The 22,230-nt window shown below is 74.2% G+C and carries 24 protein-coding genes; 11 read left to right on the top strand and 13 right to left on the bottom strand.

The features are described 5' to 3' along the window. Nucleotides 1–168: 168 nt before the first annotated feature. Both AC07BF_RS05730 and AC07BF_RS05735 read left to right on the top strand, forming a co-directional pair. On the top strand, nucleotides 169–516 hold the full coding sequence (locus AC07BF_RS05730; protein ID WP_363586290.1) for an MmcQ/YjbR family DNA-binding protein: 348 nt from the start codon (nucleotides 169–171) through the stop codon (nucleotides 514–516). A gap of 160 nt (nucleotides 517–676) precedes the next feature. Next, the gene (locus AC07BF_RS05735; RefSeq protein WP_363586291.1) at nucleotides 677–1,891 is read left to right on the top strand and encodes an alpha/beta hydrolase; all 1,215 of its coding nucleotides are present in this window, start codon (nucleotides 677–679) and stop codon (nucleotides 1,889–1,891) included. Nucleotides 1,892–1,905: 14 nt separating this feature from the next. On the opposite strand, the gene AC07BF_RS05740 is transcribed toward AC07BF_RS05735, so the two are convergent. Beyond that, nucleotides 1,906–2,889, bottom strand: a complete 984-nt coding sequence (locus AC07BF_RS05740) for a helix-turn-helix transcriptional regulator (RefSeq protein WP_363586292.1) — start codon at nucleotides 2,887–2,889, stop codon at nucleotides 1,906–1,908. A gap of 101 nt (nucleotides 2,890–2,990) precedes the next feature. On the opposite strand from AC07BF_RS05740, the gene AC07BF_RS05745 reads away from it, so the two are divergent. Further along, nucleotides 2,991–3,569 (top strand): TIGR03086 family metal-binding protein, encoded by a 579-nt coding sequence (locus AC07BF_RS05745; RefSeq protein WP_363629273.1) that lies wholly within the window; start codon nucleotides 2,991–2,993, stop codon nucleotides 3,567–3,569. A 55-nt stretch (nucleotides 3,570–3,624) separates the two neighbouring features. Here the strand turns inward: AC07BF_RS05745 and AC07BF_RS05750 are convergent, their stop codons facing one another. Continuing rightward, nucleotides 3,625–4,638, bottom strand: coding sequence for an aldo/keto reductase (locus tag AC07BF_RS05750; RefSeq protein ID WP_363586294.1), 1,014 nt, complete (start codon nucleotides 4,636–4,638; stop codon nucleotides 3,625–3,627). A gap of 71 nt (nucleotides 4,639–4,709) precedes the next feature. After that, nucleotides 4,710–5,186 (bottom strand): MerR family transcriptional regulator, encoded by a 477-nt coding sequence (locus AC07BF_RS05755; protein WP_363586295.1) that lies wholly within the window; start codon nucleotides 5,184–5,186, stop codon nucleotides 4,710–4,712. 122 nt (nucleotides 5,187–5,308) lie between these two features. Here AC07BF_RS05755 and AC07BF_RS05760 point away from each other — a divergent pair, with 122 nt between their 5' ends. Next, on the top strand, nucleotides 5,309–6,142 hold the full coding sequence (locus AC07BF_RS05760; protein ID WP_400985190.1) for a serine hydrolase domain-containing protein: 834 nt from the start codon (nucleotides 5,309–5,311) through the stop codon (nucleotides 6,140–6,142). Nucleotides 6,143–6,169: 27 nt separating this feature from the next. On the opposite strand, the gene AC07BF_RS05765 is transcribed toward AC07BF_RS05760, so the two are convergent. Continuing rightward, on the bottom strand, nucleotides 6,170–6,946 hold the full coding sequence (locus AC07BF_RS05765; protein ID WP_363586297.1) for a pirin family protein: 777 nt from the start codon (nucleotides 6,944–6,946) through the stop codon (nucleotides 6,170–6,172). A gap of 228 nt (nucleotides 6,947–7,174) precedes the next feature. Here AC07BF_RS05765 and AC07BF_RS05770 point away from each other — a divergent pair, with 228 nt between their 5' ends. The 5 genes from AC07BF_RS05770 (at nucleotide 7,175) to fabF (ending at nucleotide 12,199) form a co-directional block, all read left to right on the top strand. After that, a complete protein-coding gene (locus AC07BF_RS05770) occupies nucleotides 7,175–8,350 on the top strand; it encodes a PucR family transcriptional regulator (RefSeq protein ID WP_063347457.1) in 1,176 nt (391 codons plus the stop codon). A 90-nt stretch (nucleotides 8,351–8,440) separates the two neighbouring features. Then, nucleotides 8,441–9,391, top strand: a complete 951-nt coding sequence (locus AC07BF_RS05775; protein WP_063347458.1) for an ACP S-malonyltransferase — start codon at nucleotides 8,441–8,443, stop codon at nucleotides 9,389–9,391. Continuing rightward, nucleotides 9,388–10,419 (top strand): beta-ketoacyl-ACP synthase III, encoded by a 1,032-nt coding sequence (locus AC07BF_RS05780; protein ID WP_363586298.1) that lies wholly within the window; start codon nucleotides 9,388–9,390, stop codon nucleotides 10,417–10,419. Before AC07BF_RS05775 ends, AC07BF_RS05780 begins: the two co-directional genes overlap by 4 nt. An 82-nt stretch (nucleotides 10,420–10,501) precedes the next feature. Continuing rightward, a complete protein-coding gene (locus AC07BF_RS05785) occupies nucleotides 10,502–10,753 on the top strand; it encodes an acyl carrier protein (protein ID WP_363586299.1) in 252 nt (83 codons plus the stop codon). A 180-nt stretch (nucleotides 10,754–10,933) separates the two neighbouring features. Beyond that, a complete protein-coding gene (gene fabF / locus AC07BF_RS05790; protein ID WP_363586300.1) occupies nucleotides 10,934–12,199 on the top strand; it encodes a beta-ketoacyl-ACP synthase II in 1,266 nt (421 codons plus the stop codon). 97 nt (nucleotides 12,200–12,296) lie between these two features. Here fabF and AC07BF_RS05795 read toward each other — a convergent pair whose 3' ends face one another. Both AC07BF_RS05795 and AC07BF_RS05800 read right to left on the bottom strand, forming a co-directional pair. Next, nucleotides 12,297–12,791 carry a DUF3145 domain-containing protein gene (locus AC07BF_RS05795; RefSeq protein ID WP_063347462.1) on the bottom strand — a complete coding sequence of 165 codons (495 nt, stop codon included), beginning with the start codon at nucleotides 12,789–12,791 and terminating at the stop codon, nucleotides 12,297–12,299. 352 nt (nucleotides 12,792–13,143) lie between these two features. After that, nucleotides 13,144–14,169, bottom strand: a complete 1,026-nt coding sequence (locus tag AC07BF_RS05800) for an NADP-dependent oxidoreductase (protein WP_363586301.1) — start codon at nucleotides 14,167–14,169, stop codon at nucleotides 13,144–13,146. A gap of 105 nt (nucleotides 14,170–14,274) precedes the next feature. Between AC07BF_RS05800 and AC07BF_RS05805 the strand changes: the two genes are divergently transcribed. Next, nucleotides 14,275–14,739, top strand: coding sequence for a MarR family winged helix-turn-helix transcriptional regulator (locus AC07BF_RS05805; protein ID WP_363586302.1), 465 nt, complete (start codon nucleotides 14,275–14,277; stop codon nucleotides 14,737–14,739). Between the two features lie 120 nt (nucleotides 14,740–14,859). Further along, nucleotides 14,860–16,401 carry an LCP family protein gene (locus AC07BF_RS05810; RefSeq protein ID WP_478333018.1) on the top strand — a complete coding sequence of 514 codons (1,542 nt, stop codon included), beginning with the start codon at nucleotides 14,860–14,862 and terminating at the stop codon, nucleotides 16,399–16,401. 51 nt (nucleotides 16,402–16,452) lie between these two features. Here the strand turns inward: AC07BF_RS05810 and AC07BF_RS05815 are convergent, their stop codons facing one another. The 7 genes from AC07BF_RS05815 to AC07BF_RS05845 all read right to left on the bottom strand — a co-directional run bounded on the left by AC07BF_RS05815 (nucleotide 16,453) and on the right by AC07BF_RS05845 (nucleotide 22,228). Then, nucleotides 16,453–17,361: a 1-aminocyclopropane-1-carboxylate deaminase/D-cysteine desulfhydrase gene (locus AC07BF_RS05815; protein WP_363586304.1), complete on the bottom strand. Its 909-nt coding sequence runs from the start codon at nucleotides 17,359–17,361 to the stop codon at nucleotides 16,453–16,455. Between the two features lie 9 nt (nucleotides 17,362–17,370). Further along, nucleotides 17,371–18,021: a response regulator transcription factor gene (locus AC07BF_RS05820; protein WP_363586305.1), complete on the bottom strand. Its 651-nt coding sequence runs from the start codon at nucleotides 18,019–18,021 to the stop codon at nucleotides 17,371–17,373. A gap of 4 nt (nucleotides 18,022–18,025) precedes the next feature. Beyond that, complete coding sequence (locus tag AC07BF_RS05825) at nucleotides 18,026–19,309, bottom strand: sensor histidine kinase (RefSeq protein WP_400805691.1); 1,284 nt, start codon at nucleotides 19,307–19,309, stop codon at nucleotides 18,026–18,028. Then, entirely contained in the window at nucleotides 19,306–20,067 is a 762-nt protein-coding gene (locus AC07BF_RS05830) for an ABC transporter permease (protein ID WP_363629267.1), read from the bottom strand. The genes AC07BF_RS05825 and AC07BF_RS05830 overlap by 4 nt, the downstream gene beginning before the upstream one ends. Nucleotides 20,068–20,151: 84 nt before the next feature. Then, nucleotides 20,152–21,054: an ABC transporter ATP-binding protein gene (locus AC07BF_RS05835; protein WP_363586307.1), complete on the bottom strand. Its 903-nt coding sequence runs from the start codon at nucleotides 21,052–21,054 to the stop codon at nucleotides 20,152–20,154. 264 nt (nucleotides 21,055–21,318) lie between these two features. After that, a complete protein-coding gene (locus AC07BF_RS05840) occupies nucleotides 21,319–21,963 on the bottom strand; it encodes a GPP34 family phosphoprotein (RefSeq protein WP_478316216.1) in 645 nt (214 codons plus the stop codon). A 37-nt stretch (nucleotides 21,964–22,000) separates the two neighbouring features. Next, nucleotides 22,001–22,228 (bottom strand): type II toxin-antitoxin system antitoxin, encoded by a 228-nt coding sequence (locus AC07BF_RS05845; RefSeq protein ID WP_363586309.1) that lies wholly within the window; start codon nucleotides 22,226–22,228, stop codon nucleotides 22,001–22,003. Nucleotides 22,229–22,230: the final 2 nt, after the last annotated feature.

Genomic DNA, 22,230 nt, shown 5'->3' on the forward strand with positions numbered 1-22,230 from the left:
GCCCTCCCGTGGGGGGGTTTTCGACCAGTCCGGGCAGGAAGGGGGGGGGGGGGGAGGGGGGGGAGGGGGGGGGGGGGGTGGGGACCGCGACCCCCCCCCCCCCCCCCCCCCCTCCGAGCCCCCTGCCCGGGCCCGCGCGCTGTCGGTCCCCTGCCCTACGCTGCGGGCATGGTGACGTTCGAGGAGTTCCGCGCGATGGCGCTCGCCCTGCCGGAGGCCGCACAGGAGCCGACCTGGGACATCGAGACCCTGCGGATCCGCGGCCGGATCTTCGCGATGGGCGCGCCCGGGGGCCGGTCCGTCACCGTCAAGGCCTCCCCCGAGGACCAGTCCGAACTGCTCGCCGCCGAGCCCGAGGTGTTCTCCAGCGCGCCGTACGTCGGGCGGCACGGCTGGGTGAGCGTCCAGCTGGACCTGGTCGATCCGGAGGAGCTGCGCGACCTCGTCGTCGAGGCCTGGCGGCGCACGGCGCCCAAGCGGATGGTGCGCGAATTCGACGTGCGGGCCGCTCTGTGACGCTGAAACGACACCGCCGGTTCATGTGAGCCATCCCACAGTTTGGGCGGGCGCGTCGCCTCTCCGGGCGCCCTACGCTTGCGCAGGGAAGCAGGCAGTCTTGTCGCACCCTCCGGGCACCGCCCGAGAAACGGTGACGGGCCCTAAGGGAGTTGGTGCGGTGCGCAACCGTCGGCGCTGGAAGCGGGTACTGATCGGGGCGTTCGCGGGCTGTGCCGTGCTCGCCGACGCCGGCGCCGCGGCGGCCCAGGCGGCCGCCTCCACCGAGCAGCTGGCGATCTCCACACCCCCGGCCGGCAGCGCCGCCTGGGTCCAGGACCACAGCTTCGACCGCACCCTGCCCGACCCGGCCACCACCACCCCGGCCGCCGCCGCCGCGTTCTTCGCCTCGCTCGCCCCCACCGAGCTGGACCGGCTGATCCGGGACTACCCGCTGGTCGTCGGCAACTTCGACGGCGCCCCGCTGGACCTGCGCTACCGCGCCAACAAGATCGCGCTGGCCGCCGAACGCGACAGCGCCCGGGCCCGCGGCGCCGACCACAAGCTCGACGCCGACACCCGCGAGCTGGCCGTCTCCCGCGCCAACGACGTCGAGCACCTGCTCGGCCCCGACCGGCAGATCCTCGCCTTCGACCCGCGCGGCCGCGGCCTGATCACCGAGGTGTGGGGCGACCTCGCCGACGCCGAGCGGATCTCCGTCGTCGTCCCCGGCTCGGACGCCGACCTCGGCCACTTCGACCAGGCCGCCGAACCGCTGCGCTCCCCGGCCGGCATGGCCCGCGCCCTGTACACCGAGGAGCAGCGGCAGGCGCCGAACACCCGCACCGCGGTGATCGCCTGGACCGGCTACGTCACCCCGTCCGGCCTCGGCCCGGACGCCGTCACCTCCCGGCTCGCCGACGTCGGCGCGCCCCGGCTGCAGCGGCTGCTCGCCGGGCTCAAGGAGACCACCCGGCCGGACGCACCCCCGGCCCTGCTCTGCCACTCGTACGGCTCCGTGGTCTGCGGCAACGCCGCCCCCGAGATCCCGCGCGCGGCCGCCTCCCCCTCCGACACCTCCGGGATCACCGACCTGATGGTGTTCGGCAGCCCCGGCATGGGCGTGCAGAGCACCAGCGAGCTGGGCGCCGGCGTGCACGTCTGGGCCACCCGCAACCCCACCGACTGGATCGGCAACGTCCCGTACCTGGAGGTCGGCGGCCTCGGCCACGGCGCCGACCCGACCGCCGGCGGCTTCGGCGCCGAGCAGATCTCCTCGGCCCGCGCGGCCGGCCACAACGGCTACTTCACCGAGGGCACCGACAGCCTGCACAACTTCGCGGCGATCTCGCTCGGCCACTACCAGGACGTCGTCCGGCCCGCCCCGAACTCCTAGAGCCCGACCTACTCCTAGTCCTGGTAGAGGCGCAGCGCGTCCGCCGCCGCCCGGGCCAGCTCGCGGCGGGCGGCGGGCGGGGCCAGCACCTCGGCGTCCGCGCCGAAGGCGAGCAGCGCGCGGACGGCCGCCGGCGCCGGGAAGACCATCGCCACCTCGACCCACTCCTCGGCCGGCCCGGCGCCCGCCTCCGGCGGCGGCGCGGTGACCCGGCCGCCGTGGATGCGGACGAACATGTCCAGCCGCCCGCGCCGCACCCGCACCCGGACCGGCAGTTCCTTCGGCAGCCGCTCCACCTGCTCGCGCAGCACCGCCCAGGCATCCCCGAGCCCCACTCCGGGGCGGCGGCGCACCGCCTCCTCGGTGGTCTCGGCGGCCAGCACCCGGTCGGCCCGGAACAGCCGGGGCTCGCCGTGCAGATCGGCCACCAGGTACCAGACCGCGGCCTTGCTCACCAGCCCGTACGGGTCCACGGTGTACTCCACCGGCGCGGGCGTGCCGCTGTGCCGGTAGCGCAGCCGCAGCCGCCGGTCGGCGAACACCGCGTACTGCAGCTCGCCCAGTTCGGGGCCGGTCGCGGCGCCGGCCGCCGGGCCGCTCTGCAGCCAGCGGGCCGGGTCGACCAGGATCCGCTCGGTGATGCGCTCGGCGGCCGGGCGGTGCGGGGCCGGCAGCGCGGCCATCACCTTGCGCAGCGCCGAGCCGAGCGCGCCGTCCAGCCCGAGGTCACTGTGCGCGCCCTGGGCGGAGAGCACGAACAGCGCCCGGGCCTCGTCCGCGGTCAGTCCGGTGACGTCGGTGCGGTAGCCGGGCAGCAGGCTGATGCCCCCGTGCCGGCCGCGTTCGGTGAACACCGGCACGCCGGCGACGGAGAGCGACTCCACGTCGCGGTAGATGGTGCGGACGGACACCTCCAGGCGCCCGGCCAGTTCGGTGGCGGGCACCCTGCCGCGGGTCTGGAGCAGGAGCAGGATGGAGAGCAGGCGGTCGGCCTTCATGGCAGCAGAATCCCAGCAATCCTGACGGCGGTTGTCAGGTTTTACTGGGAGATTGCCGTTCGAGCCCGAAAGCCCGCACCACCCCAGGGAGCTGATTCCACGTGAACTCCGTCCAGGACGCCCGCCCGCAGTACCTGCTCGCCCTCGGCCAGTTGGAGAAGCTGTTCGCCGAGATCACCCCGGGCGCCCTCGACCGGCCCACCCCGTGCAGCGCGTTCACCCTGCGGGAGCTGCTGAGCCACGTGGTCGGCGGCATCCACCGGTTCGCCTACCTGGGCGAGGGCGGCCGGGCCGAGGACGTCGTCGCCGCCACCGGGGACCTGGCGGACGACGCCTGGCCGGGCGCGCTGGACCGGGCCCGCGCCCGGGCCGTCGCGGCCTGGTCGGACGACGCCGCGCTGGACCGCCCGACCCACGCACCCTGGGGCGTGGTGCCCGGCCGGGTCGCGGTCGGCGGCTACCTGATGGAGACGGTCGCGCACACCTGGGACATCGCCCGGGCGCTCGGCTCCCGGCAGCCGCTGGACGACGCCCTGGCGCACGCCGCGTTGGCCGTCGCCCAGGCCGTCCTGTCGGCCGAGCACCGCGGCGGACCGGTCCCGTTCGGCGAGGTGCGGCCGGTCGCCCCGGACGCCGACGTGCACACCCGGCTGGCCGCCTGGCTCGGCCGGGAGGTCTGAGAAGGCACCCGGGACGGGAGGGGGAGCGGCCCGGGCGGCCGCTCCCCGGCCGCCGCTACTCCCGGCCGACCTGGGTGAGGCGCATGTCCGGGTAGCGGTCCCCGGCGACCTCGCCCGCCACCGGCTCCAGCCGGGCCAGTTCCTCGGCGGTGAGCCGCAGCGTGGCGGCCGCGGTGTTCTCGGCGAGCCGGCTGCGCTTGCGGGTGCCGGGGATCGGCACGACCGTGAGCCCGTGCACCTCGGCCCGCTGGTGCACCCAGGCCAGCGCGACCTGCGCGAGGGTCACCCCGCGGGCCGTCGCGATCTCCCGCAGCGGCGCCAGGAGTTCGGCGTTGGCCGCCGCGTTGGCGCCGGTGAAGCGCGGCTGGGTGCGCCGGACGTCGTCCGCCGCGAGCTGCTCGGCGGCCTGGAACGCCCCGGTCAGGAAGCCCCGGCCGAGCGGCGAGTACGGCACGAAGGCGACGCCCAGTTCGGCCGCGGCCGGCACCGCCGTACGCTCGACGTCCCGGGCGAACACCGACCACTCGGACTGCAGTGCGGCGATCGGGTGGATCGCGTACGCCTCCCGCAGTTCGGCGCCCGTCACCTCGGACAGTCCCAGCCGGCGCACCTTGCCGGCCCGGACCAGCTCGGCCATGGTGCCGACCGAGTCGGCCAGCGGCACGGCCGGGTCGCGGCGGTGCATGTAGTAGAGGTCGATCTCGTCCACGCCGAGGCGGCGCAGCGAGGCGTCCACGGCGGCCCGGATGTACGCCGGGTCGTTGCGGATGCTGCGGCGGCCCGGGTCGTCCTCCGTGCGCTCGAGGGCGAACTTGGTGGCGAGCACCACCCGGTCGCGGTTGGCGCGGACGAAGGGGCCGATCAGCTCCTCGTTGCGGCCGAAGCCGTAGGCGTCGGCGGTGTCGAACAGGGTGACGCCGGCTTCCAGGGCGGCGTCCAGGGTGGCGAGCGCCTCGGGCCGGTCGGTCGGGCCGTAGAAGTCGCTCATGCCCATGCAGCCGAGGCCCTGGACGCCCACGAACGGGCCGTCGGTGCCGAGCTGGACGGTGGGGAGGACGGAGACGGTCATCGCTCTGCTTCTTCCTCTGCGTGCGGTGCACTCCGCTGCGGTGTACTCCGCGTGCGGCGTGCTGATGGTGGCTACTCGTGGCGGCAGACGGCCGGTTCGTCGGACGCGGCGATCCGGCCGGAGTACAGGTCGATCTTGTAGTCGAGGACGGCGAGGGTGGCCTGGAGGTCGGCGACCCGCTGGCGGACCTCCTCGCGCTGGTCGACCAGCAGTTGGCGCCGCGCCTCGTAGGTCCGCTCACCCTCGCGGGCCAGCTCCACGTAGCGGAGCATGTCGGCGATCGGCATGCCGGTCAGCCGCAGCCGGCCCAGGAAGGCCAGCCGGTGCAGGTCGGCGTCGCAGTAGCGGCGCTGGCCGCTGGTGGAGCGGTCGACCGGGTCGAGCAGGCCGATCCGCTCGTACCAGCGCAGGGTGTGGGCGGTGAGCCCGCTGGCCACGGCGACCTCGCTGATGGTGTGCCGCGGGGTCCGGTCCGGATCGCCGACCGGGCGCTGGTACACGTCGGCGCAGGTCCGCAGGTCGAGCTGGACGGGTGCGAGCGTGGCCATGAGCGGTTACCCCCTGTGGTGAGCGGTGACGACGACGCTATCGAGTTGGAGTGCACTCCAAGCAAGCCTCGCACCCGGGTGCTCCCGCCACCCGTTTTCGGGCCTTCGTTAGAGTCGGGCGCATGGAGAGCTTGCGGATGATCGAGAACTGGCCGGTGCCCCATGCCGCGGCGGCGGTGGTCCGGGGGGCGGACGGCGCGGTGCTGGGCACGTACGGGCCGCAGCAGCACCTGTTCCCGCTGGCGTCGGTGACCAAGCTGCTCACCTCGTACGCGGTGCTGGTCGCGGTCGAGGAGGGCGTCTTCGAGCTGGACGACCCGGCCGGGCCGGCCGGCTCGACCGTACGCCACCTGCTCGCGCACACCTCCGGCCTGGGCTTCGACGAGGACCGGGTGTTCGCCGAGCCCGGCAACCGCCGGCTGTACTCCAACGCGGGCTTCGACGCGCTGGCGCGGGCGCTGTCCGACGCCGCCGGGATCGAGTTCTCCCGGTACGCCGCCGAGGCGGTGTTCGAGCCGCTGGGCATGCACGACACCCTGCTGAACACCGCGCACAGGTCCCCGGCCGGCGCCGGCGGCCTGTCCACCGTCGCGGACCTGGTCCGGTTCGCCGCCGAGCTCCAGTCCCCGAAGCTGCTGGACCCGTCCACCGTCCGGCAGGCCACCCGCGAGGTCGCCTTCCCCGGCACCAGCGGCGTGCTGCCCGGCTACGGCCACCGCCGGCCGAACGACTGGGGTCTCGGCTTCGAGATCCGCGACGGCAAGGCCCCGCACTGGACGGGCACCGCCAACTCGCCCGCCACCTTCGGCCACTTCGGCCAGTCCGGCACCTTCCTGTGGGTCGACCCGGAGGCCGGCGTGGCCTGCGTCGCGCTCACCGACCGGGACTTCGGCCCGTGGGCCGCCGAGGCCTGGCCGGCCTGCTCGGACGCGGTCCTGGCCGAACTGAACAGCTGAACGACTCGAAGGCTGAAAGGACAGCCCCTAGCCGTACGAGACCGGCGAGTGCATCTCCCAGAGCAGGAGTTCGGCGCCGGTCTCGCCGGCCGTCGGGTCGGCGAAGGCGTCGCCGGTGATCCGCACGCTGTCGCCCGGGGCCATCGAGCGGCCGCCGCCCTTGGGCCCCGGGATCGTCCGGTAGCCCAGCGAGCCGGCGGTCAGGTGCGCGTACCGCCAGGCGGCCTCGGGCAGTGCGGGCAGCGGCTGCCACGGCCCCGCCGTCGCCAGCCAGAGCGCGGCGTCGCCGCGGCGCAGCCGCAGGGCGTCCGTCCCGGCGTCGCGCTCCAGCCCGGAGGCGAGCAGCGTCAACCCGCCGTCGACCGGTTCCACCTTGCGCAGCCCGTACGCCGGGGGCGCGTCGAACACGTCCGGCTGGAGCCACATCTGGACGAAGCGGACCGGGCCGGCGGCCCCGCCGACGTTGCGCTCGGTGTGGGTGACGCCGGAGCCCGCGCCGAGGTGCTGGACCATCCCCGGGCGGACCACCCCGCCGTGCCCCCGGGAGTCCCGGTGCGCCAGCGCGCCCTCCAGCACCCAGGTGACGATCTCGGTGTCCCGGTGCTTGTGCTCCTCGTACCCGGCGCCGGGGGCGAGGAGTTCCTCGTTGCACGCGAGCAGCGCGCCGAAGTGCGTGTTCTTCGGGTCGTAGTGGCCGGAGAAGGAGAACGCGTGTCGGGTCTCGACGCCCTCGGCCGGGGTGGAGAGGTAGCGCTCGGCGGTGCGGCGCAGGTCGGCGCGGGGGCGGGCGGCGTCGTCTGTCACGGGCCCCACGGTAGTGGGTGTGACCGGCACCACCGTGCCGCTGCACCGGGGGGTGTGCACGAGCAGTCACTCACGTGAGGCAGTCTTGTCCTTGTGCCAGCCGCTTCCGCGAACTCCAAGAGCGAACCCAGTCCCACGGCCGAGCCGACCGGGAAGAGCCCGGCCCCCAGGGCCGGCCGCGACCGCCCCGGCCGGGCGGCGCCCCGCCTCACCGCGCAGGAGCGCAGAATCGCCGCCGAGCGGGCCGAGCGCCGGGCCGCGACGCTCAAGCGGCTGGAGAAGTCCTCGGGCAAGCTGGCCACCGCCGCGATCTCCCGGATGGACGACCAGCTCGGCTGGTACCGGCGGATGCCGCCGGAGCACCGCTCCTGGATCGGCCTGGTCGCCCAGGCCGGCATCGCCGCCTTCACCGAGTGGTACCGCCACCCGGACGCCGCCCAGGCGATCTCCACGGACGTCTTCGGCACCGCCCCGCGCGAGCTGACCAGGGCGATCACCCTGCGCCAGACCGTCGAGCTGATCCGCACCACGATCGAGGTGATGGAGGAGGCCATCGAGGAGGTGGCCGCCCCCGGCGACGAGGCGGACATGCGCGAGTCGGTGCTGGTCTACGCCCGGGAGATCGCCTTCGCGACGGCCCAGGTGTACGCCCAGGCGGCCGAGGCGCGCGGCGCCTGGGACGCCCGGCTGGAGGCGCTGGTGGTCAACTCGCTGCTGTCCGGCGACGCGGACGAGGGCGTGCTGTCGCGGGCCGCGGCGCTCGGCTGGGGCCAGCCCAGCCAGGTCCGGGTGGTGATGGGCAGCGCGCCGGACGGCGACAGCGAGCTGGTGGTCGAGGCGATCCGCCGGGCCGCCCGGTACGCCAAGCTGCACGTGCTGACCGGGGTGCTGGGCAAGCGCCTGGTGGTCGTGGTCGGCGGCGACAAGGAGCCGGTGCACGCGGCCCGGGCGCTGATCGGCCAGTTCGCGCCGGGCCCGGTGGTGGTCGGCCCGACCGTGCCGGACCTGCTCTCGGCGACCCGCTCGGCGCACGCCGCCGCGGCCGGCCTGCGTGCCTGCGCCGCCTGGCCGGACGCGCCCCGCCCGGTGCTGGCCGACGACCTGCTGCCCGAGCGCGCGCTGGCCGGCGACCAGGCCGCCCGCCGCCAGCTGGTGGAGGAGATCTACACACCGCTGGACGAAGCCGGCTCGGCGCTGCTGGAGACGCTGAGCGTCTACCTGGAGCAGGCCTCCTCGCTGGAGGGCGCCGCCCGGATGCTCTTCGTCCACCCCAACACGGTGCGCTACCGGCTACGACGTGTGACCGACGTCACGGGGTACGCCCCGTCCGACGTGCGTTCGGCGTTCACGCTGCGGATCGCACTCGCCCTCGGCCGACTCACCGCGGCCGGGGAGCCGAGCTGAACCGCCTGTAGGGACCTTACAATCCCGGATGGTTTTCTTCGTTACCGTCGCCTACCCGCCCCTGGGCGCCTGGCGAGAGAGGGTTGAACCGTGCTCGTAATCGTCGCCCCTGGACAGGGTGCCCAGTCCCCCGGTTTCCTCAGCCCCTGGCTGGAGCTGGACGGTGTCGCCGACCGCCTCCGCGGCTGGTCGGAGGTCGCCGGGCTCGACCTGGTGCACGCCGGGACCGAGGCCTCCGCAGAGGAGATCAAGGACACCGCCGTCGCCCAGCCGCTGCTGGTCGCGGCCGGTCTGATGACCGCCCGTGAGCTGTTCCCGGACGAGGACGTCGCCCGCAAGCTGGTCGGCGCCGTGGCCGGCCACAGCGTCGGCGAGATCACCGCCGCCGCCGGCGCCGGAGTGCTGAGCGCGCACGACGCGCTGACCTTCGTCCGCGAGCGCGGCCGGGCGATGGCCGCGGCCGCCGCCGTCACCGAGACCGGCATGATCGCCGTGCTCGGCGGCGACCCGGAGGTCGTCGCGGCGAAGCTGGCCGAGCACGGCCTGACCGCGGCCAACAACAACGGCGGCGGCCAGATCGTCGCCGCCGGCACGCTGGCCCAGCTGGAGACGCTGAAGGCGGACCCGCCGGCCGGTGCCAAGCTGGTCGCCCTGAAGGTGGCCGGCGCCTTCCACACCGAGCACATGGCCCCGGGTGTCGAGCGGCTGGCCGCGCTGGCCCCGACGCTGACCGTGGCCGACCCGCAGGTCCGCTACGTCTCCAACAAGGACGGCGAGGTCGTGGCCTCCGGCGCCGAGGTGCTCACCCGCCTGGTGTCGCAGGTCTCCAACCCGGTCCGCTGGGACCTCTGCATGGAGACCCTCGGGCAGCTGGGCGCGACCGCCGTCATCGAGCTGTCCCCCGCGGGCACCCTCACCGGACTGGTCAAGCGCAACCTCAAGGGTGTGGCGACGCTTGCCCTCAAGACCCCCGCCGACCTGGACAAGGCCCGCGCGCTCGTCGCGGAGCACGGCGGTCAGGATCAGGAGACCCAGGCATGACGAACCCGCAGATCCGCCCGTCCGAGGGCGCGCAGTACGCGCGCATCCTCGGCGTGGGCGGCTACCGCCCGGTCCGGGTGATCCCCAACGCCGAGGTGCTGGAGTGGATCGACTCCTCGGACGAGTGGATCCGCACCCGCAGCGGGATCGCCGAGCGCCGCTGGGCCGGCCCGGAGGAGAGCGTCGCCGAGATGTCGGTGCAGGCCTCCGGCAAGGCCATCGCCCAGGCCGGGATCACCCCGGACCAGATCGGCGGCGTGATCGTCGCGACCGTCTCGCACCTCAAGCAGACCCCGGCGATCGCCACCGAGATCGCCGAGCGGCTCGGCTGCGGCACCGCCCCGGCCTTCGACATCTCGGCCGCCTGCGCGGGCTTCGGCTACGGCCTGGGCCTGGCCGACGGCATGATCCGCGGCGGCAACGCCGAGTACGTGCTGGTGATCGGCGTCGAGCGGCTGAGCGACCTGACCGACCAGTCGGACCGCTCGACCGCGTTCATCTTCGGCGACGGCGCCGGCGCCGCGGTCGTCGGCCCGTCCGACACGCCCGGTATCGGCAAGCTGATCTGGGGCTCGGACGGCTCGCAGTCCGACGTCATCTCGCAGACCCAGGCCTGGGACACCGCCTTCGCCAAGCCCGACGCCGTCAACGGCGTGGGCGAGGAGGCCAAGTGGCCGGCCCTGCGGATGGACGGCCAGCCGGTCTTCCGCTGGGCGGTGTGGGAGATGGCCAAGGTGGCCCAGCAGGCGCTGGACGCCGCCGGGGTCACCGCCGACCAGCTCGGCGCGTTCATCCCGCACCAGGCCAACATGCGCATCACCGACGCCATGATCAAGGCACTCAAGCTGCCCGACTCGGTGCCGGTCGCCCGCGACATCGCCGAGACCGGCAACACCTCCGCGGCCTCCATCCCGCTGGCGATGGAGCGCATGCTGGAGAGCGGCGAGGCCCGCAGCGGCGACCTCGCGCTGATCATCGGCTTCGGGGCGGGTCTCGTGTACGCCGCGGCAGTCGTTACGCTCCCCTAGGCGCGTTTCGCCCCACTCATTCCGCAAAGCCTGCGTCCGGCCGCCGGTCGGACGCGTTCAACACCGAAGAGGAGCAGCCAGTATGGCTAAGGACAAGGCCGAGGTCCTGGAAGGTCTCGCCGAGATCGTCAACGAGATCGCCGGTATCCCGACCGAGGACGTCCAGGAGGACAAGTCCTTCACGGACGACCTGGACGTCGACTCGCTGTCCATGGTCGAGGTCGTCGTGGCCGCCGAGGAGCGCTTCGACGTCAAGATCCCGGACGACGAGGTCAAGAACCTGAAGACCGTCGGCGACGCGGTGAACTACATCCTCACCAACGCCGCCGCCTGACCGATCGACCCGTTCGATCCGTCCAGCACGTCCGGCGTTCTCGACGCCTCGGACGGCTGACTCGTCGGCCCGGCTCCCCCGAGCCCGGCCGACCCGCCGGCCGGGACGCCCCACCGGGCGCCCGGCCGGGCCCTTCCTCGGCTCGCCGCCGACCCCACGATCGTGAGAGAAGAAGAACCAGTGACCGCTGAAAACCGTACCGTGGTCGTCACGGGTATCGGCGCCTTCACGCCGCTGGGCGGCGACGCCGCCACCACCTGGGAGAACCTGGTCGCAGGGCGCTCCGGAGTGGCGGCCCTGACCGAGGAGTGGGCCGCCGAGCTGCCCGTCAAGATCGCCGCCCGCACGGCCGTCGAGCCGGGCGAGATCCTCCCCCGGCCGCTGGCCCGCAAGCTGGACCGCTCGGCGCAGTTCGCGCTGATCGCCGCCCGTGAGGCCTGGGCCGACGCCGGCTACGAGACGCCGGCCACCGACGACTCCTCCAAGCTCGCCCCCGAGCGCCTCGGCACCGTCATCGCCTCCGGCATCGGCGGCGTGACCACCCTGCTCGACCAGTACGACGTGCTGAAGGAGAAGGGCGCCCGCAAGGTCTCCCCGCACACCGTCCCGATGCTGATGCCCAACTCCCCGGCGGCCAACGTCGGTCTGGAGGTCGGCGCCCGCGCGGGTGTGCACACCCCCGTCTCCGCCTGCGCCTCCGGCGCCGAGGCGATCGGCTACGCGATCGAGATGATCCGCACCGGCCGCGCCGACGTCGTGGTGGCCGGCGGCACCGAGGCGGCGATCCACCCGCTGCCGATCGCCGCGTTCGCCAACATGATGGCGATGTCCAAGAACAACGACGACCCCGAGCGCGCCTCCCGCCCGTACGACAAGGGCCGGGACGGCTTCGTGCTGGGCGAGGGCGCCGGCGTGGTCGTGCTGGAGTCGGTCGAGCACGCCGAGGCGCGCGGCGCCCGGATCTACTGCGAGGCCGTGGGCCAGGGCCTGTCCTCGGACGCCCACCACATCGCCCAGCCCGAGCCGACCGGCGCCGGCGTGGCCCGCGCACTGGCCGACCTGTTCGAGCGCAACACCCTGGACAAGGCCGAGATCGTGCACGTCAACGCGCACGCCACCTCGACCCCGCAGGGTGACACCGCCGAGCTGAAGGCGCTGCGCAAGGAGCTCGGCGACGACCTCGACCACATCGCCATCTCGGCCACCAAGTCGATGACCGGCCACCTGCTGGGCGGCGCCGGCGGCATCGAGACCGTCGCCACCGTGCTGGCCCTGTACCACCGGATCGCCCCGCCGACCATCAACGTCGACGAGCTGGACGACGACGTGGACGCGGACATCGTGCGCGGCGAGGCCCGCCCGCTGCCCGAGGGCCGGATCGCGGCGCTGAACAACTCGTTCGGCTTCGGCGGCCACAACGTGGTGCTGGCCTTCCGCTCCCGGTAGTCCGCACTCCCACCCGGTACGCACCGGGTCCGAACGCACCGAGAGGGGCCGGCGCTCGCCGGCCCCTCTTCATGCGCCGCGTCGTGGGCCCGCCGGCTCAGACCACCTGGTGCAGCCAGCGCACCGGTGCGCCCTCGCCCGCGTAGCGGAACGGCTCCAACTCGTCGTCCCAGGGCTTGCCCAGCAGCCGGGAGATCTCGGCCTCCAGGTCGGCCCCCTCGCTGCGGGCCCGCAGCAGGACGGCGCGCAGCCGGTCCTCGGGGATCAGGATGTCGCCGTGGATGCCCGTGACGGCGTGGAAGATGCCGAGCGAGGGCGTGCTGCTGTACCGCTCCCCCTCCGCCGTGGCGCAGGGCTCACTGGTGACCTCGTACCGCATCAGCTGCCAGCCGCGCAGCGCGGAGGCGACCTTCGAGGCCGTACCGGGCTCCCCTTGCCAGGAAAGCTCGGCACGCCAGTGTCCGGGCGAGGCCGGCTGGCGGATCCAGTCCAGGCTCACCCGCACACCCAGCACCCCCGCGACGGCCCACTCGACGTGCGGGCACAGCGCGCGGGGCGCGGAGTGGATGTAGAGAACTCCACGTGTCGTCACCGGGACCTCCAGGCTGTGGACGAGGGTCGCCTTCCCCAGCTGCCTCGTGCCTGCAGTTGATCCACAGTTACCCACGTTAGCCGACATTAAGCTACTAAATTGAGCAAAACGGACAGGCTTTCGCTCAATGCTAGTCGAATCCTCAACGAGGTCTACCCCTCGGCCGGATCTCTCCCCCGAACGGCCCCATCGCCAGGCGGGACCCACCGTACCGCGCCGCCCCGCACCGTGGATGACGCACTTTCGGATCCGGCCGGAATGCGGTAGTGCGACCGATTCCCCCGCGCCCGTACGCAAACCGCCCCGCACGCCCGATGGGGGGCGGCGGGGCGGTCGGCGAGCTGACGAAGGGTCAGCCGTCCAGGCGGACCACCATCTTGCCGGTGTTGACGCCGCGCAGCAGGTCGAGGAAGGCGTCCGCGGTGCGCTCGAAACCGTCCACCACGGTCTCCTCGTGGCGCAGTTCGCCGGACGTCAGCCAGCCGGCCACGTCGGCGACGAACTGCGACTGCAGCGCCGCGTGGTCGCTGACCAGCATGCCCTCCAGGCGCAGCCGCTTGCCGATCGCGAGCGCCAGGTTGCGCGGGGCGGCGGGGGCGGTGGTGTCGTTGTACTGGGCGATCGCGCCACAGAGCACGGCGCGGCCGTGCACGGTGAGCGCGCCGATCGCGGCCTCCAGGTGGTCCCCGCCGACGTTGTCGAAGTAGAGGTCGATGCCGTCGGGGGCAGCCTGCGCCAGCTGCTCGTGGACCGGGGCGTCCTTGTAGTTGAAGGCGGCGTCGTAGCCGTAGACGTCCACCAGCTTGGCGACCTTCTCCGCCGAGCCGGCCGAACCGACCACCAGCGAGGCGCCCTTGAGCTTGGCGATCTGGCCGACCATGCTGCCGACCGCGCCGGCCGCGCCGGAGACGAAGACCTTGTCGCCCTTCTTGAGGCCGCCGACGGCGAGCAGCCCGGCGTAGGCGGTCAGGCCGGGCATGCCGAGCACGCCGAGGTAGGCGGAGAGCGGGGCGGCGGCCGGGTCGACCTTGACCGCGTGGCGGGCGTCCAGGGTGGCGTACTCGCGCCAGCCGAGGCCGTGCAGGACGGCGTCGCCCGGGGCGAAGCCCTCGGCCCCGGAGGCGACCACGTGGCCGACCGCGCCGCCCTCCATGGCCTCGCCGAGCCGGAACGGCGGGGCGTAGGACTTCACGTCGTTCATCCGGCCCCGCATGTACGGGTCCACCGAGAGGAAGGCGTTGCGGACCAGGATCTCGCCCGGGCCCGGGGTCCGGACCGGGGCCTCGACCAGGGCGAAGTCGGTCGGCACCGGCCAGCCCTGGGGGCGGGCGGCGAGGTGCCATTCACGGGCGGTCGCGGGTGCGGCCTGCTCTGCCATGGGAGGAGCTCCTTAGGTGGTTCCGATGCATGAAAGGTTGAGCTACTGAAGTAACGATGGGCATGAAAGGTTCATGTTGTCAACTTTTCAGGTAGACTCTCGGACATGGACACCCAGTCGACCCAGGCCGCCACGCCGCAGTCCGACGAGATCACCCGCGAGGTCGTCGACCTGATGGCCAACCTGGTCGCGCTGTTCCATCGCGAGTACGAGGAGGCGGCCGCCGCCCGCTCGCTCACCGGCGCCCAGGCCAAGGTGCTCGCCCTGCTGCGCCGCGGCCCCATGCCGATGCGCCAGATCGCCCAGACGCTCAGCTGCGAGCCGTCCAACATCACCGGCATCGTCGACCGGCTCGAAGCCCGCGGCTTCGTCACCCGGGAGGCCGACCGGCAGGACCGCCGGGTCAAGCTGGTCGCCGCCACCGGCACCGGCGCCACCGCCTCCGAGGAACTGCGCGAATCGCTGAACTTCGCCCGCGAGCCGCTGGCCGCCCTCGGCCAGGACGAGCGGGCCGTCCTGCGCGACCTGCTCCGCCGGATGGTCACCGGCGCCGCCGGCCCCGGGGCGTGATCAGCATCACAGCCCCGGAGCCAAATCCGGGCCACCGCCGGAGGTAACCGAACCGCCCGTCGAAACGTCTAATGTTCGAACATCGAACACGAGAGACGGAAAGACGGGGGGACACGGAGGATGGGCAGCAGCACGCGCAGGCGCCGCTACCTGCGGACAGCCATCGGCCTGGCCGCCGTGCTGGTGCTGTCCGTCGTGGGCGCCGGGGCCTGGTTCTACCACCGGCTGGACAACAACATCACCACCTTCGACCCGGGCGGCGTCGCCACCGAGCGCCCGCCCGCGCCCGCCCCGGTCACCCCCGGCGCCCAACTGCCGGTGAACATCCTGGTGCTCGGCTCGGACACCCGCGACGACGGCAACAGCGCGATCGGCGGCGGCGACGAGGGCGTCGGCCACTCCGACACCGCGATGCTGGTGCACGTCTACGCCGACCACAAGCACGCCGTCGGCGTCTCCATACCCCGGGACACCCTGGTCACCATCCCGTCCTGCAAGCTGCCGAGCGGCACCTGGACCACGCCCCGGAACAACCAGATGTTCAACTCGGCCTTCACCATAGGCGAGTTCCCCAAGGGCAACCCCGCCTGCACGCAGAACACCGTCGAGACGCTCACCGGGCTGCGGATCGACCACACCATCGTGGTCGACTTCAAGGGCGCCGCCGCGATGGCCGACGCCATCAACGGCGTGGACGTCTGCGTCCCCAACAACGTCGACTCGCACGGCATACACCTCCGGAAGGGCATGCAGAAGCTCTCCGGCCAGCCCGCCGTGGACTACCTGCGGGCCCGCTACGGCTTCGGCGACAACTCCGACATCGGGCGGATGAAGCGTCAGCAGGCCTTCGTCTCCTCGATGATCAAGAAGGTGCAGGGCCAGGGCTTCTCCCTGCCCACGCTGCTCCCGCTCGCCGACGCGGCCACCCGCTCGCTCACCGTGGACGAGGGGCTGGGCACCGCGATGAAGCTGGTGGACTTCGCCCGCTCGCTCCAGGACATCAAGCTGTCCGACATCACCTTCGTGACCGCGCCCTGGCGCTTCGCCGGCGAGCGCGTCCAGCTCGTCCAGCCGGACGCCAACACGCTGTGGCGGCTGCTGCGCGAGGACCGCACCCTGGACGGCCAGAGCACCTCCGGCACCGACACCCCGGCGCCCTCCCCCACCGCCCCCGGCCCCGACGGCGCGACCCCGGGAGCCGCCCCCGGCCCGTCCGCGCCGCTCACGCCCGAGCAGGCCGCGGCTCCCGTGCTGGTGGTCAACGGCGTCGGCACCCCCGGCCTGTCCACCTCCGGCGGGGAGGCGCTGCGGGCCCGGGGCTTCCAGAACGTCACGCTCGGCAAGCCCGCCGGCGGACGGCTGCAGACCGAGATCAGCTACGACCCGGCCCTGAAGGCCGCCGCCGACCAGGTGTCCGCGCTCTTCCCGGGGTCGCGCGCGGTCGAGGAGCCGGGCTCCGAGGGCATCACCGTCACCCTGGGCCGCGACTACCGCCCAAGCCCCGCCACCAAGCTGGACGCGGTCGGCAGCGGCCCCGGCGCGAAGCCCTCCGCCCCCGCCACCACCGACCCGAGCGGCGTGCCCAGCGGGGTGCCCACCGGCATAGCGGAGAACACCCGCGGCGCCGACACCGACCCGTGCGCCGACCTGACCTTCGGATGAGCCCGTCCGGGGCCTGCCCGCTCCGGCTCCGGGCCCACTCGGGCGCCGGGTCTACTCCGGGTCGGGCAGGCCGGTGACGACGGCGGTGAGCCGGGTGCCGCGGGGGAAGGCTCCGGCGGCGGCCAGGCCGGTCAGCGCAGCCAGCAGTTTGGCCACGTAGCGGCGTTCCAGCGGGATGCCGTGGCGGGCTTCGAACCGCTCGGCGAAGGCGGCCAGTTCGGCCGGGACCTTGCCGTAGCCGCCGCCGTGGTGCGCGTGGTCGATCCGCCAGTTGTCGAACTCCCGGCCGAGGGCGGCCCGGTGGAGCCGGGTGACCTCGCCCTCCAGGTAGCCCTCGCCGCCGCGCAGCACGGCCACGCCGAGCGCCCGCGCGCCCGGCGGCAGGCCGGCCGCGATGCCCGCCAGGGTGCCGCCGGTGCCGACCGGGCAGCAGACCACGTCGTGCCCGCCCAGGTCGGGCAGTTCGGCCGGGATCGCCGCCGCGCCGGTCACCGCCAGCGCGTTGGAACCGCCCTCCGGGAGCACCAGGCAGGGGCCCCAGCGCCCCTGCGGACCGGCCGTGGGACCGGCGTCGGCGCGGCCGGTGGCCTCCCGGTACTCGGCGCGGGTCAGGAACTCCAGCCGCATCCCGGCCCGTTCGGCCGCCCGCAGCGACCAGTTGCGCGGCCGGTCGGCCAGTTCCTCGCCGCGGACCAGCCCGACGCTCTCCAGGCCGAGCGCCCCGGCGGCGGCCGCGACCGCCCGCAGGTGGGTGGAGTACGCCCCGCCGAAGGTCAGCAGCCGGGTGTGGCCCTGGGCGACGGCGGCCGCCAGGTTGGGCGCGAGCTTGCGCCACTTGTTGCCCGGGACGCTCGGGTGCAGCAGGTCGTCCCGTTTGAGCCTCAGCTCAACCCCGGCCCGCGCGAACACCTCGTCGGTGCAGTCCACCAGCGGGGTCGGCAACAGGGCGGGTTCGAGCATCCGGCCAGCTTACGACCGGCCGGTCGGGGTGAGCAGCCCCAGGTTGTAGGCGGCGGCGACGGCGGAGGCGCGGTCCTTGACGTCGAGCTTGGCGTAGACGTGGATCAGGTGGGTCTTCACGGTGGCCTCGCTGATGAACAGCCGGGCCGCGGCCTCCCGGTTGGTGGCCCCGGAGGCGACCAGTTCCAGCACCTCCAGCTCGCGCGGGCTGAGCGGCTCCCGCACGGGCGCGCGGACCTGGCCGAGCAGCTTGGCGGCGACGGTCGGCGCGATCACCGAGGCGCCGCGGGCGGCCTCCCGGACGGCGTGGAACAGTTCCTCCCGGGCCGCGTCCTTGAGCAGGTAGCCGGTGGCGCCGGCCCGGACGGCGGGCAGCACGTCGGCGTCGGTGTCGTAGGTGGTGAGCACCAGGACCCGCCCTGGCAGGCCGCGTTCGGCCATCTCGCGGATCGCGGTGACGCCGTCCATCCGCGGCATCCGCAGGTCCATCAGCACCACGTCCGGGCGCAGTGCGGCGACCAGGACCAGTGCCTCGGCGCCGTCCCCGGCCTCGCCGACCACCTCGAAGCCGGGGGCGGCGGTGAACATCCCGCGCAGCCCGTCCCGGACCACCGGGTGGTCGTCCACCAACAGCAGTCTGATCGTCGTCGCGTCGCTCACGGTTCTACTCCTCCATGCTGATCGCCGGCAGGGTCGCGGACACGGTCGTGCCGGCGCCCGGTTCGGTCTCCAGGTCGAGCCGCCCGGCCAGGCGCTGCACGCGGCGGCGCATCACGTCCAGGCCGTAGCCGCCGCCGGTGGCCCGGGAGGCGGGCTCGGCGGCCGGGTCGAAGCCGACGCCGTCGTCCCGGACGTCCAGGGTGACCAGGTCGGGCATGTACGAGAGGGTGACGCCGACCCGGGAGGCCCGCGCGTACTTGGCGGCGTTGGCCAGCGACTCCTGGGCGATCCGCAGCAGGGTCACCTCGACCTCGGGGTGCAGCGGGCGGGCCTCGCCGGTGACGGTCAGCCCGGCGGCGGCGCCGTTGCGCTCCCGCCACTGCTCGACCAGCTCCGCCAGCGCCTCCGGCAGCGCGGCCCGCTCCAGCTCGATCGGGCGCAGCGCGTGGACGGCCCGGCGGGCCTGGGTCAGGCTCTCCCGGGCGAGGGCCGCCGCGTTCGCCTGGTGCCGCTCGGCGGCCGCGGCGTCCTGGGCACGGGTCTGGTCGGCGGCCTGGAGCTGGGTGACGATCCCGGCCAGGCCCTGGGCGACGGTGTCGTGGATCTCCCGGGCGAGCCGGCGGCGCTCGTCCGCGGCCCCGGCCTCCCGGGCCTGGACGAGGAGTTGGGCATGCAGTCCGGCGTTCTCGGCGAGGGTCTCGGTGAGCAGCCGGTTGGCCTCGGCGAGTTCGGCGTTGGCGGCCTTGCGGCGGGCGCTCAGCCGGTCGGCGACCTCGCGGAGCGCGAACAGCAACCCGACCACCATCAGGTTGAAGGCGACGACGGTCAGCAGTCCGCCGAACTCCGCCGGGCTGTCGGGCAGGGCCCCGCCGACCTGGGAGAGCGAGGTGGGAACGGTGGCCGCGGCCGCGCCCGCCATCCGGACCCGGCCCCACAGGTACTGGGCGGCGTGCAGGTAGCCGGTGAAGGCGAAGAAGCCGAAGATCGGGTTGTCCAGCACCAGCACGGTGGTCAGCGCCAGCAGGACGGCGAAGTGGGCGCCGGCGTACCGGGCGCGGCCGTCCGGCCCCGGCATGCGGTCGAGCACCGAGCGCAGGACCAGCCACAGGAACGCGGCGGCCGCCACCGGGAGGGTGGCGGCCGCGGAGCGCGCGGTCGGGACGGGGACCAGCAGGGCCAGAGCGGTGGCGAGCAGCAGGGCGACGAAGCAGAACGGGCCGATCAGCCGGTCCAACCGGTCCAACCAGTCGCCGAGCGCGCTCTCGTCGGCCGGTGGCCGCATGATCATTCCCACCGGAACAGCCTGGCAGCCGCGGCCCCCGCGAGCACCGCGTACGCCGCGAGTGTGAGCAGGCCCACGGCGTGCGGGAAGCGCCCGGACCAGGCGTCCTGCAGGGTCTGGACGGCGGCGCCGCTGGGGGTGAAGTCGCCGATCCGGTTGAGCAGGGCCGGCGAGAACTCGCGCGGCAGCCAGATCCCGGAGAAGAACATCATCGGGAAGAAGGCCAGCGCGCCGACCGCGTTGCCGGCCTTGGCGGACGGGACGACCGCGGCGAGCAGCAGGCCGACCGACAGCAGCGCGGCGGCGGCCAGCAGGAAGGCCAGCAGGAACCCCAGCGGCCGGCGCGGCAGCGACACCCCGAGCAGCGGTCCGGCCGCCACCACCAGCAGCACCGAGACGACGGCGACGCCCAGGTACAGCGGCAGCAGCGCGCCGAACAGCAGCGACGGGCGGACGGGGCTGGCGGACATCCGGCGCAGCACGCCGCGTTCGCGGTAGGTGGCGAGCAGCGAGGGCAGGCCGTTGAGGCCGAGCAGCAGCAGGGTGAAGACGGCCAGGATCGGCGCGTACAGCTGGATGGTGCTCATGCCGTGCATGTCGGGCGAGGTCTTGCGCAGGGCCGGGACGGAGCCGAGGACGAGGAACAGCACGACGGGGAAGGCGAGGCTGAACAAGGCGGTCAGCGGGTCGCGGAGGAACAGGCGGGCCTCGGCGACGGCCAGGCGGCGGACGGCGTGGGCGGTGTGGTGGGCGGTGTGGTTCACGGTGGTGGTCCCCTCGGGCGTGGTGATGGCGGCTCAGGAGTCGTGGCGGGTCAGGGGGCGTGACGGCTCAGAGGGCGTGACGGCTCAGGTGTCGTGGCGGGTCAGGGCGAGGTAGGCGTCGTCCAGGCTGTGCTCGCGGATCCGCAGCCCGGTGACGACGATCCCCTCGCGGGCGAGCAGGCCGGTGACCTCGTCGGCGAAGTCCCCGACGCCGGAGACCTCGACCCGGCCGTCCCGCTCCTCGACCCCGGTGACCCCCGGCAGGGCCGCCAGCCGGGCGGTGTCCAGCGGCCCACTGGGGCGGAAGCCGAGCGTGCCGCCGGTGCCGGAGCGGGCGATCAGCTCCGCGGGGGTGCCGGTGGCGACGATCCGTCCGCCGTCGAGGACGGCGGCCCGGTCGCAGAGCGCCTCGACCTCGTCCATGAAGTGCGAGACCAGGACCACCGTCACGCCCTCGTCGCGGATCCGCCGGACCAGCTCCCAGGTGTCCCGGCGGCCCTGCGGGTCGAGCGCGGTGGTCAGCTCGTCCAGGAAGGCCACCTCGGGGTTGCCGATCAGCGCGAGGGCGATGAGCAGCCGCTGGCGCTGGCCGCCGGAGAGCTTGTCGAAGGGGGTCCGGCGCTGGTCGGCGAGCCCCCACTCGTCGAGCAGCTCGCGCCAGTCCCGGGGGTTCGGGTAGAGCGCGGCGTACAGTTCCAGCGCCTCGCCGACCCGCAGCGCGCCCTGCAGCTGGGCCTGCTGGAGCTGGATGCCGATCCTCGGCCGCAGCCGGTGGGCGTCCTTCACCGGGTCCAGGCCGAGGACGCGGACCGTCCCCGCGTCGGCCCGGCGCAGGCCCTCGCAGCACTCCACGGCGGTCGTCTTGCCCGCGCCGTTCGGCCCCAGCAGGCCGAACACCTCGCCGCGCTCCACGCCGAAGGAGACCCCCTCCAGCACCTGGCGCCGCCCGTAGGCCTTGCGCAGCCCCGCCACCTCGATCACGGCCATCGCGCCGCTCCCTCCCGCTCGTCCCCGCTGGTCCGGCCGGTTCTTCCGGCCTGCGACGAGCTTCCCGCGCGGGGCCCCGGCCGCGGATCGACCGGACGGTCAGAGCTGCGGGCGGGCGCGGTGGACGGCGGATCAACCGATCGGTGGATGGGGCACGGGCACGGGCGCGGGCGCGGGCCCGGAACGCGGGCGCGGGCCCGGAACGCGGGAAGCCCGGCCGCCGTGTCGGCGACCGGGCCTCTCGTTCGGATCACACCGGCTGGGTCAGACCACCGCGGCGTCGGCGTTGCGGGTGCTGATGGCCCGGCGCAGGGCGCGCGGGACGGGGCCCGCGGCGGGGGCCAGCTTGTCGATCCGGGTGCGGAACTCGCGGCTCTGGCGCCACGTCAGGACGGCTCCGAGCCGGGCGGCGTCGACCAGCGCAACCAGCGCGGCGTCCGCCGGGTCGACCCGGCTGAGCGGCGCCTTCAGCGCCGAACTCACCGACGCGACAAGGGACTTGCGCAGCCGCTGCTCCGGCAGGACGACCCGGGTGCACGGGAACAGTCCGAGCGCGCGGCGCTGTTCGAGCCGGATCCGCCCGGACGCCGCCAGCCCGTCCCGGACCACCCGCGCGGCGCGGGCCGCCGGGCCCTGGCGGCGGCCGACCCAGCTCTGCCAGGTGCGCCGCCGGCCCTGCCGGATCTGCTCCAGCATCGCGGCGGAGAGCGGGTCGAGGCCGTCGGCCGACGCTCCGTCGACGGCGGCCGGGTGCCGGCCGTCGTCGCGGATCAGCGCGCGCCGCAGGAGTTCGGCGAGCGCGGCGGCCCGCAGCACCAGGTCGAGCCTGGCGGTGGCGGTGAGCCGCTCGCGCTCGGGGTTGTAGGCGAGCAGGTAGAGCTTCTCCGGCAGGGTGATGGGCAGGTCCACGATGGACTCCAAGCAGATGGACGGTGGATGGGCCCGTTCATCCGGCGTCGGAACCGCCGGCCTCCGGGTTCTCCTTGGGCGGTCGGCCGCGCCGGGGAAGACGGGCCGCGTCGCCGGGCATCCGGCCCGCGTCGCTGAGGGCACGGCGAAGGAGGAACTCGATCTGCGCGTTGGCACTGCGCAGCTCGTCCGCGGCCCACCGGGCCAGTGCGTCGTGGACCGCCGGGTCCAGTCGCAGCAGGATCTTCTTCCGCTCCGTCGCCAACG

The sequence above is a fragment of the Kitasatospora sp. NPDC043950 genome (assembly GCF_056435345.1).

Excerpts from the sequence above, each read along its gene's own strand:
- AC07BF_RS05730 (WP_363586290.1), top strand. The coding sequence starts at position 169 with ATGGTGACGTTCGAGGAGTTCCGCGCGATGGCGCTCGCCCTGCCGGAG.
- AC07BF_RS05740 (WP_363586292.1), bottom strand. The coding sequence starts at position 2,889 with ATGAAGGCCGACCGCCTGCTCTCCATCCTGCTCCTGCTCCAGACCCGC.
- AC07BF_RS05750 (WP_363586294.1), bottom strand. The coding sequence starts at position 4,638 with ATGACCGTCTCCGTCCTCCCCACCGTCCAGCTCGGCACCGACGGCCCG.
- AC07BF_RS05755 (WP_363586295.1), bottom strand. The coding sequence starts at position 5,186 with ATGGCCACGCTCGCACCCGTCCAGCTCGACCTGCGGACCTGCGCCGAC.
- AC07BF_RS05760 (WP_400985190.1), top strand. The coding sequence starts at position 5,309 with ATGGAGAGCTTGCGGATGATCGAGAACTGGCCGGTGCCCCATGCCGCG.
- AC07BF_RS05780 (WP_363586298.1), top strand. The coding sequence starts at position 9,388 with ATGACGAACCCGCAGATCCGCCCGTCCGAGGGCGCGCAGTACGCGCGC.
- AC07BF_RS05785 (WP_363586299.1), top strand. The coding sequence starts at position 10,502 with ATGGCTAAGGACAAGGCCGAGGTCCTGGAAGGTCTCGCCGAGATCGTC.
- AC07BF_RS05800 (WP_363586301.1), bottom strand. The coding sequence starts at position 14,169 with ATGGCAGAGCAGGCCGCACCCGCGACCGCCCGTGAATGGCACCTCGCC.
- AC07BF_RS05805 (WP_363586302.1), top strand. The coding sequence starts at position 14,275 with ATGGACACCCAGTCGACCCAGGCCGCCACGCCGCAGTCCGACGAGATC.
- AC07BF_RS05810 (WP_478333018.1), top strand. The coding sequence starts at position 14,860 with ATGGGCAGCAGCACGCGCAGGCGCCGCTACCTGCGGACAGCCATCGGC.
- AC07BF_RS05815 (WP_363586304.1), bottom strand. The coding sequence starts at position 17,361 with ATGCTCGAACCCGCCCTGTTGCCGACCCCGCTGGTGGACTGCACCGAC.
- AC07BF_RS05825 (WP_400805691.1), bottom strand. The coding sequence starts at position 19,309 with ATGATCATGCGGCCACCGGCCGACGAGAGCGCGCTCGGCGACTGGTTG.
- AC07BF_RS05835 (WP_363586307.1), bottom strand. The coding sequence starts at position 21,054 with ATGGCCGTGATCGAGGTGGCGGGGCTGCGCAAGGCCTACGGGCGGCGC.